The sequence below is a fragment of the Methylobacterium tarhaniae genome, from assembly GCF_001043955.1.
Taxonomy (GTDB): Bacteria; Pseudomonadota; Alphaproteobacteria; order Rhizobiales; family Beijerinckiaceae; genus Methylobacterium; species Methylobacterium tarhaniae.
Map to the genome: position 1 here is coordinate 1 of NZ_LABZ01000206.1, position 8,655 is coordinate 8,655.

General features: G+C 70.6%; 6 protein-coding genes. 4 read left to right on the plus strand and 2 right to left on the minus strand.

Annotated elements, in window-relative coordinates; translation table 11 throughout:
- Nucleotides 1–216: 216 nt before the first annotated feature.
- Complete coding sequence (locus VQ03_RS25445) at nt 217–1,146, minus strand: DUF6925 family protein (protein WP_048453709.1); 930 nt, start codon at nt 1,144–1,146, stop codon at nt 217–219.
- Nucleotides 1,147–1,233: 87 nt separating this feature from the next.
- Between VQ03_RS25445 and VQ03_RS25450 the strand changes: the two genes are divergently transcribed.
- From VQ03_RS25450 to VQ03_RS25465, 4 genes are all read left to right on the plus strand, one after another.
- Nucleotides 1,234–1,998, plus strand: coding sequence for a DUF502 domain-containing protein (locus tag VQ03_RS25450; RefSeq protein ID WP_048453710.1), 765 nt, complete (start codon nt 1,234–1,236; stop codon nt 1,996–1,998).
- Nucleotides 1,999–2,374: 376 nt separating this feature from the next.
- Nucleotides 2,375–3,370 (plus strand): fatty acid desaturase, encoded by a 996-nt coding sequence (locus tag VQ03_RS25455; protein ID WP_425350094.1) that lies wholly within the window; start codon nt 2,375–2,377, stop codon nt 3,368–3,370.
- A gap of 122 nt (nt 3,371–3,492) precedes the next feature.
- The gene (locus tag VQ03_RS25460; protein ID WP_048453712.1) at nt 3,493–3,990 is read left to right on the plus strand and encodes a DUF3617 domain-containing protein; all 498 of its coding nucleotides are present in this window, start codon (nt 3,493–3,495) and stop codon (nt 3,988–3,990) included.
- Between the two features lie 169 nt (nt 3,991–4,159).
- On the plus strand, nt 4,160–4,642 hold the full coding sequence (locus VQ03_RS25465; RefSeq protein ID WP_053078727.1) for a hypothetical protein: 483 nt from the start codon (nt 4,160–4,162) through the stop codon (nt 4,640–4,642).
- 321 nt (nt 4,643–4,963) lie between these two features.
- On the opposite strand, the gene mfd is transcribed toward VQ03_RS25465, so the two are convergent.
- A complete protein-coding gene (mfd, locus tag VQ03_RS25470; protein ID WP_048453713.1) occupies nt 4,964–8,566 on the minus strand; it encodes a transcription-repair coupling factor in 3,603 nt (1,200 codons plus the stop codon).
- Between the last annotated feature and the right edge of the window lie 89 nt (nt 8,567–8,655).

Genomic DNA, 8,655 nt, shown 5'->3' on the forward strand with positions numbered 1-8,655 from the left:
AAAACCTAAGCGCGGCGGTATAAGGCGGGCACGATCGTTTGGGAGAAAATGGGCTGGAGGTGCGCTTTCGCACTTGCGAACGCAGACCGACCCCCTATCTTGTGCAGTGCAAGGTCGCGATGGCGTCGCGGCCCTGCAGCCCTCTTTGGGCGTTTCCTCCCTAGACTTCGGGCCGCCTCGCAAGGGCGGCCTTTTTCTTGGTCGCCGGGGCTGTTTTCAGGCCTCCGGAGCGTCGTCATCCGTCCAGTCGTTCCGGGACCGCGCAGATCGGATCGGCGCCAAGTATCGCCGCTGCGCCCGCGCGACCCGGACCACCGCCCGGGCCGCCCGCGTCCCCGGCACCTCGACCGCCTCCCCGGCGAGCACCCTGTCCTTGAGCGCGACGAGCGCCGGATCGCCCCAGCGCGCCAGCCAGCCCTGGAAGGTGGCGTGGCGGCCGGGATCGTATCCGCCCTCCGTCAGCGGATGGGGTGGATGGAGGTGGATCACCGGGGCGAGGCCGGCCGGGATCGGGGCCGTGGCGGCGTGCAGGCGGCCGAGGCGCAGGAGCTTGTCGAACCAGTGCGCACGCGGTCCCGGATGGGCGTCGGGCAGCACGACCTCCACGCGGGCGCGGCCCTGCGCGGCCACGAGCACGGCCCCGAAATCCGGCAGGCTGCCCCAGAGGGCGGCGTCGACCGGGCGCCCGCAGGCCGCCCGCATCACCCGCACGGCGTCCCCCCGCACCCGGGCGAGGAGCCGGGCCTGGCGCAGGGGCAGGCCGAGGCAGAACAGCACGCCGTCCCGGTCCTCGCCGCACGCCGCCTCCGCGTCGGGGCCGATCTCGCTCAGCCGCGGGACGGGGCAGGGCGGCAGGAGGGCGAGCGGCCGGCACAGGGCGAGCGCCTGGCTCCAGGCGTCACCGCCGAGCGCCGTCTCGTAGGCCACCGGCACGAGGGCGTCGACCTCCGCCAGGACCAGGGCGCCGCGGGGCGTGACGAGGCCGGGACGTCCGCCTCCGGGCGCCTGCACCGGCTCGTCGGGGCGGCGCCGGAAGGGGGCGCCCGCCCCGTAGCCGCCGAGGCTCCAGGCCACCGCCGGATCGGCCAGGGACTGACGCAGGACCGCCCGCAGGGCGGCCGGATCCGGCCGCCGCCGGGCCGACAAAGGGCTTTCCCCGCCTTGAGCGCAACGCAGCAAACCGCTACCTCTTCGGGGGCAGGGGGCGCCCGCCCGGGTCGAGAATCGCAGATCGTGTCGGAACCGTCGCCGTTGATCCCCGATCCGGACCCGCCGGCCACCCGCAAGCGGGTCAGCGTCCGCGGTCGCCTGCGGAACTACTTCTTCACCGGCGTGATCGTCGCCGGCCCCCTGGCGATCACGATCTACATCACCTGGTGGTGCATCAGCCTGATCGACGGCTGGGTCAAGCCGCTGGTGCCCTCGGCCTACCTGCCGGACCATTACCTGCCGTTCAGCGTGCCGGGCTTGGGCCTCCTCATCGCCTTCGTGGCGCTGACGACGCTCGGCGCGCTGACCGCCAACCTCGTCGGCCGCTCGGTGGTGGAGTTCGGCGAGGTGCTGCTCGCCCGCACGCCGGTGATCTCGGGCCTGTATCGCGGCCTGCGCCAGGTCTTCGAGACGCTGTTCTCCACCAGCGGCACCTCGTTCCGCACCGTCGGCCTGGTCGAGTTCCCGGTGAAGGGCACCTGGTCGATCGTGTTCCTGTCGGCCCCGGCCGGACCCGACGTGCAGACGGCGCTCGGCTCCGAGAACGACCATGTCGGCGTGTTCCTGCCCTGCGCGCCGAACCCGACCACCGGCTTCTTCTTCTACCTGCCCCGCTCCGAGGTGATCGAACTCTCGATCAGCGTCGACGACGCGGCCAAGCTGGTGATGTCGGCCGGCGTGATCCAGCCCGAGGACCCGCAGACCCGCCTGCAGGCGATGGCGGCGGGCCTGCGCGCCGCGCAGGTCGGGCCGATCGACGTGCCGGCGCGGGACCGGATGGACGCCTGAGAGGCGCCTGCCTGCCTTCGTCGGCACGCTCCCGGGCGTGCTGGATTCCGGCCCTGCCACAGCGGGGGAGGGGCCGCGCAACGGTCTCCTGAAGCGATCGACCGGCATCCGGGCAGGAATTCCGGCGTCCAGCGGGAACGATCGTGTCGCGGGCAGGCCTCCTTTCTGCCGGCGCGAAGGATGCTACTGGGACGCGGGCGGGGCGGCCGGTGCCGATCTCCGCACGCGGCCTCCCCCTCCGAGGTCCCCCGCGACCGACCGCTCCGACAGACAGGATCGCCCCCGACCCGTGACCGACGATACATCGAACCCCGCCGCGCTCAGCCGGGCCGGGGATGGGACCTCGCGGCCCGACCATGCGGCTCTCGCGCGCGAGGTGGCCCGCCATTGCGCGGCCTATCGGGATCCCGTCCCCAGGCTCGCGCTCCGGCAGGTCGCCGACACCCTGCTGCCCTATCTCGCCCTCTGCGCCCTCATGCTCTGGGCGGCCGCGAATGGTCACGGAGCCTGGATGCTGCCGCTCGCCGTGCCGGCCGGCGGCTTGCTGGTGCGGCTGTTCATCATCCAGCACGATTGCGGGCACGGCTCGTTCCTGCCCTCCCGCACCGCCAACGACTGGCTCGGCCGGGCCTTGAGCCTCCTGACGGTGACACCCTATGACAGCTGGAAGCGGGCGCATGCCCTGCACCACGCCTCGACCGGCGACCTCAGCCGCCGCGGCACGGGGGACATCCACACGCTGACCGTGCGCGAATACCTCGCCCTGTCGCGCTGGAACCGGCTCCGCTATCGCCTCTACCGCAACCCGTTCATCCTCATCGTGCTCGGTTCGCCGCTCAACTTCCTGGTCCTGCAGCGGTTTCCCTCCGGCGTCGGCCTGCCCTGGCGCACGGCGTGGCGGGACGTGCTCGCCCTCGACCTCGCGCTCGCCGCGATGATCGCGCTCCTCGCCCTCGCGACCGGCGGCATCGGGCCGGTGCTGTGGGTGCTCCTGCCGGTCGTCAGCGTGGCCGCCTGGATCGGCGGCTGGCTGTTCTACGTCCAGCACCAGTACGAGGAAACCGTCTGGGAGGGACCCGAGGCCTGGGACTTCCACCGCGCGGCGCTCGGCGGCAGCTCGTACTACGTCCTGCCGCGGGTGCTGCAATGGTTCACCGGCAATGTCGGCCTGCACCACGTCCATCACCTCAACAGCCGCATCCCGAACTACCGCCTCCAGGAATGCCTCGACGGCCACGCGACGCTGGGCGAGGTCGGCCGCCTGACCTTGCGCGACAGCCTGCGCTGCCTCGGGCTGGCCTTGTGGGACGAGGAGGCCCGCAAGCTGATCGGGTTCTCGGGGCTGCGGGTCGCGGCGGCGCAAGGAGCGTGATCGGGGAGGGGCGGGGCGTGCTCCGCTCCTGCCTTGAGCTCCTGAGCCTTGAGCGCCTAATCCGCTTGGGTTAATCCCTCCCGCCAAGGCGGCCGGGGAGCCGCGCCAACCAGGGAGGCTCCATGCCCATGCGTCTGATCGGTGGCGGATTCGTCGGGATCACCCTCGTCGCGGCGAGCACGCTCGCCGCCGCCGACACCTTGCCGGCGCGCAAGGCCGGCCTGTGGGAGAGCAAGACCGTCTCGGCGGAGGGCAACACGACCGCCCGCCAGTGCATCGACGAGAAGACCGACCAGATGGCGCAGGGCGCGCTCGGTGCCGGGCAGTGCTCCAAGCGCGATTTCGTCAAGACGAGCACCGGCTACACGGGCGAGACCGAGTGCAAGATCGGCCCGATCTCGGCCAGCGGCACCAGCGTGATCACCGGCGACTTCGCCAGCAAGGTCCACATGGACGTGGACACGACGCTGACCGGCATCCCCAACATGAAGGAGCCCGTCCGGCGCAAGATGGTGATCGACGCCACCTATCTCGGCCCCTGCGAGGCCGGCCAGAGCCCGGGCGACATCATCCTGCCGGATGGGAAGATCGTGAAGATGCCGCAGGGGGCGGCACGTTAGAGCATGTCTGACTGAGATGATTGGTGCCGAGAGGCTTTTTATTTCCCCTGCCGCACCCTCGACATCATCACACTCCTTGCACAATAGGTAACTCCCTTGCGTAATTGAGCCTTCGTGCCATAATACCTCGGCAACGCCTCTTGCCGGAGCAGGGCCGAAGGCGACAGGAATGCGTGCCGCCATCATGTCCAGGCCACGTCGTGCGCGCGACATCGGCTTGACCATCTGGGACTTCAGAGAAAAAATCTGGGTGGTCTGCCCAAGCTGTGCGGGGCCGGCGCGCGTGATGGACGTTGCGGCCCGGGGGAGATTCCGTCTCGTGTGTCTGCGTTGCGCTCACTCCGCCGAGGGATCGACGCGGGGCACGCCCCAGCGTGTCGGTTGCGCGACGGACGGTCGGTTCGGCCTGCCGCTCTACCTGACGGCACGGGTCAGGGGGCAGCAACTCTGGGTCTATAACCTCGCGCATCTCGATGCGCTGGCCGAGTGGCTCGGTGCCAACCTGCGAGAAAGGCCCGTCCAGGGCCTCTACCGCAACAGGACGATGATGTCGCGACTGCCGCCCTGGATGTCCTCCGCTGCGGCAAGGCCCCACGTCGTGAGGGCGCTGGCGGCGTTGCGCGAGCGTGCGGTGAGCGAAGGTCTCTCCTGAGCCCATCCCGACGGACAGAGAGAGATGGGCAGCATCAGTCCGGCTGTGGAAGGCTCTTGTTCGCGCTGTCGCCAAGTTCGGCTCACCAGACCGGCCCCCGTTGCCGTGGCTTAGCCGCCGCAAGCCTTCCTCGCCTCCGGCCGATCATCGGTCAGGTCGCCCCGGGCGGAGGTCCATTCGTCCGTCCAGACCGATCGGTGCGCGGGCCAGCAGGCCTTCCACGTCGCCGGACATCGCGGCCCGCTCGCCTCACACTCGAGTTTCACACCCTTTCCCGGACGGCTGAGGCGTCCGGGAAAGGGTGACAGGCGGGGGCGCCCCTCACGCCGCCTTCTTCCTGGTAATCAGCTTCACCAGATCCCGCAGGATCGCCGTCGTCTCCTTCAGCCGCTCCGCCACCGTCGCGAGATCGCGGATGAACACCACGCTCATGTCCGGGCGCACCTTGGCGAAGGAGCGCTGGTCGGCGATGTAGCCGGCGAGCTTGGCCGGGTTGGCGAAGGACCGGTCGCGGAAGTGCATGACGATGCCCTTCGGGCCGGCCTCGACCTTCTCGACATTGGTCTCGCGGCACAGGATCTTGATCGTGACGATCTTGAGGAGTTGCTCCACCTCCGGCGGCATCGGGCCGAAGCGGTCGATCATCTCGGCGCCGAAGCTCTCCAGTTCCTGATCGTTCTCTAGGGTCGCGAGGCGGCGGTAGAGGCCGAGCCGCACCGAGAGATCCGAGACGTACTCCTCCGGCATGGTGACGGGGGCGCCGAGCGCGATGGTCGGCGACCATTGCTCGTCGGTCGGGAGCGCGTTGCCGGACTTGAGCGCCGCCACCGCGCTCTCCAGCATCTGCTGGTAGAGCTCGTAGCCCACTTCCTTGACATGGCCGGATTGCTCGTCGCCGAGCAGGTTGCCGGCGCCGCGGATGTCGAGGTCGTGGCTGGCGAGCTGGAAGCCGGCCCCGAGCGTGTCGAGGGATTGCAGCACGCTCAAGCGCCGTTCCGCCTGCACCGTCAGGGTCTTGCCCTCCGGCGTGGTGAACAGGGCGTAGGCCCGGGCCTTGGAGCGGCCGACGCGGCCGCGCAGCTGGTAGAGCTGGGCGAGGCCGAACATGTCGGCGCGGTGGACGATCAGCGTGTTGGCGGTCGGGATGTCGAGGCCCGATTCGACGATCGTGGTGGCGAGCAGGATGTCGTACTGGCCCTCGTAGAAGGCCGTCATCACGTCCTCGAGCTGGCCCGCCGCCATCTGGCCGTGGGCCACCGCCACCTTGGCCTCGGGCACCTCGCGGTCGAGGAAGCGCTTGACCTCCTCCAGGTGCTCGATGCGCGGCACGACGTAGAAGGCCTGACCGCCGCGGTAGCGCTCGCGCAAGAGCGCCTCGCGGATCGAGAGCGGATCGAACGGCATCACGAAGGTGCGCACCGCCAGGCGATCGACCGGCGGCGTCGCGATGATCGAGAGTTCGCGCACTCCCGTCATGGCGAGCTGGAGCGTGCGCGGGATCGGCGTCGCCGACAGCGTCAGCACGTGCACTTCCGCCTTCAGCGCCTTCAGCCGCTCCTTGTGGGCGACGCCGAAATGCTGCTCCTCGTCGATGATGATGAGGCCGAGATCCTTGAACGTGATGTTCTTGGCGAGCAGCGCGTGGGTGCCGACCACGATGTCGATGCTGCCATCTGCCAGCCCCTCCCGGACCTTCTTCAGCTCGGCATTGCCGACGAAGCGGGAGGCCTGGGCGACGTTGACCGGCAGCCCCTTGAACCGGGCCTCGAAGGTGCGGGCGTGCTGGCGCGCGAGCAGCGTGGTGGGCACCACCACCGCCACCTGCTTGCCCGAGAGGGCCGTGACGAAGGCGGCGCGCAAAGCCACCTCGGTCTTGCCGAAACCGACATCGCCGCAGACCAGCCGGTCCATCGGCCGGCCGGAGGTGAGGTCGCCCAGCGTCGCGGCGATCGCCGCCTCCTGGTCCTCGGTCTCCTCGTAGGGGAAGCGGGCGGCGAACTCGCCATAGGTGCCCTCCGGCGGCGCCATCTTGGGTGCCGTCTTCAGGAAGCGCTCGGCCGCGACCTTGATGAGGGCGCCGGCCATCTCCATGATCCGGCGCTTGAGCTTGGCCTTGCGCGCCTGCCAAGCCCCGCCGCCGAGCTTGTCGAGGGCGATTTCGGCATCCTCCGAGCCGTAGCGGGTGAGAAGCTCGATATTCTCGACCGGCAGCAGCAAGAGGCCGCCGCTATACTGGATCTCCAGGCAATCGTGGGGGGCGCCCGCCGCGGTCACGGTCTTGAGGCCGACGAACCGCCCGATGCCGTGATCGGCATGGACCACGAGGTCGCCCGGCGCCAGCGCCTGCACCTCCAGGATCACGTCCTGGGGGCGCTTCGCCTTGCGCTTGGGCCGCACCAGCCGGTCGCCGAGGATGTCGCCCTCCGCCACCACGGCGAGCTGGCCGGCCGAGAACCCGCCCTCCAGGCCCCAGACCGCGACGCCGATATCCTGGCCGCGCTTCATCGCCAGGATATCGGAGAGCCGGGTGATGGTCTTCGGCTTCGGCAGGCCGTGCTCGGTCAGTACGCCGCAGAGCCGGTCGCGCGACCCCTCGGACCACGCCGCCAGGACGACGTGATGGCCGGACGCCTGCAGGTCGCGGACATGCCCTACCGCCGCGTCGAAGACGTTGACGCCCTCCTGCGCGCGCTCGGGGGCGAAGCTGCGGCCGGGCACGCCCTCGCAGTCGATGAGGCGTCTCCCTGAGACCTCCGGCACGTCGAAGGGGGCGAGGCGGGCGACCGTCGCTCCGTCGATGCGCTTCGCCCACTCGTTCGGAGAGAGGTAGAGCGCGTCGGGCTTCAACGGCTTGTAGGGGGCGGTGCCGCTCTGGCGCTCCTTCAGGGCCTCGCAGCGGGCGTCGTAATATTCCTGCACCTGCGACAGGCGCTCGGCCACCGCGTCGTCGGCCTGGTGGTCGAGGATCAGCGGCACGCCGGCGACGTAGTCGAACAGGGTGTCGAGGTGATCGTAAAACAGCGGCATCCAGTGCTCGAGGCCGGCATAGCGCCTTCCCTCGCTGATCGTCTCGTAGAGCCGGTCGTCGCGGGTCGCGGCGCCGAAGGTCGTGACGTAGCCTTGGCGGAAGCGCCGGATCGTCTCGGTGGTGAGCTGCACCTCGCTCATCGGCACGAGGTCGAGGGAGCGCAGCTGCCCGATGGTGCGCTGGGTCTCGGGGTCGAAGGCGCGGATCGATTCGAGGGTGTCGCCGAAGAAGTCGAGGCGGACCGGGTTGGCCAAGCCGGGCGGCGACAGGTCGATGATGCCGCCGCGCACCGCGTATTCGCCGGTGTCGCGCACGGTGCCGGTGCGCAGGAAGCCGTTCGCCTCGAGCCAGGCGACGATCTGGTCGGTGTCCAGCGCGTTGCCGGGGGCGGCCGAGAAGGTCTCGACGGCGATGCGGGACTTGGGCGGCACCCGCTGCACCAGGGCGTTGACCGTGGTGGTGAGGATGCGCGGCTTCTCGGCCGAGGAGCGGGTGCGGGCGAGCCGCGACAGGGCGGTCATGCGCTGCGCCGCGATGGCGGGATTCGGCGAGATCCGGTCGTAGGGCTGGCAGTCCCAGGCCGGGACGCTCATCACCTCGATCTCGGGCGCCACGAAGGAGAGCGCGCTGGCGAAGGCCGCCGAGCGGGTGCCGTCCCGGGCGACGTGGACCAGGACCGCCGGCCCCTCGGCCACCTGCGACAGGGCGCGGGCGAGGTCGGCCACCACCAGGGCGTCGAATCCGTCCGGCACCCGTGCCAGCGTCGCGCTGTCGCCCGCCTTCAGCGCCTCCACGGCCTTGGTCAGCGCCGCGGATTTCGGCAGGGCGAAGCGTGCGGCCGGGGGCTTCTTGACGTCCCCCCCCCTCGCCCCGGCCGAAACCCCCGGGCCGGACAAAGCCGTGGGGGGAGTGGAGGGGGGCGGCACAGCGCCGCTGGCGCGGGTGGCCGGACGGATCTGCCCCCCCGGGGGTGGCGCCCCCCCCC

What these genes read in the sequence shown, in the direction of transcription:
- VQ03_RS25465 (WP_053078727.1), top strand. Translation starts at nt 4,160, where the DNA reads ATGCGTGCCGCCATCATGTCCAGGCCACGTCGTGCGCGCGACATCGGC.
- VQ03_RS25460 (WP_048453712.1), top strand. Translation starts at nt 3,493, where the DNA reads ATGCCCATGCGTCTGATCGGTGGCGGATTCGTCGGGATCACCCTCGTC.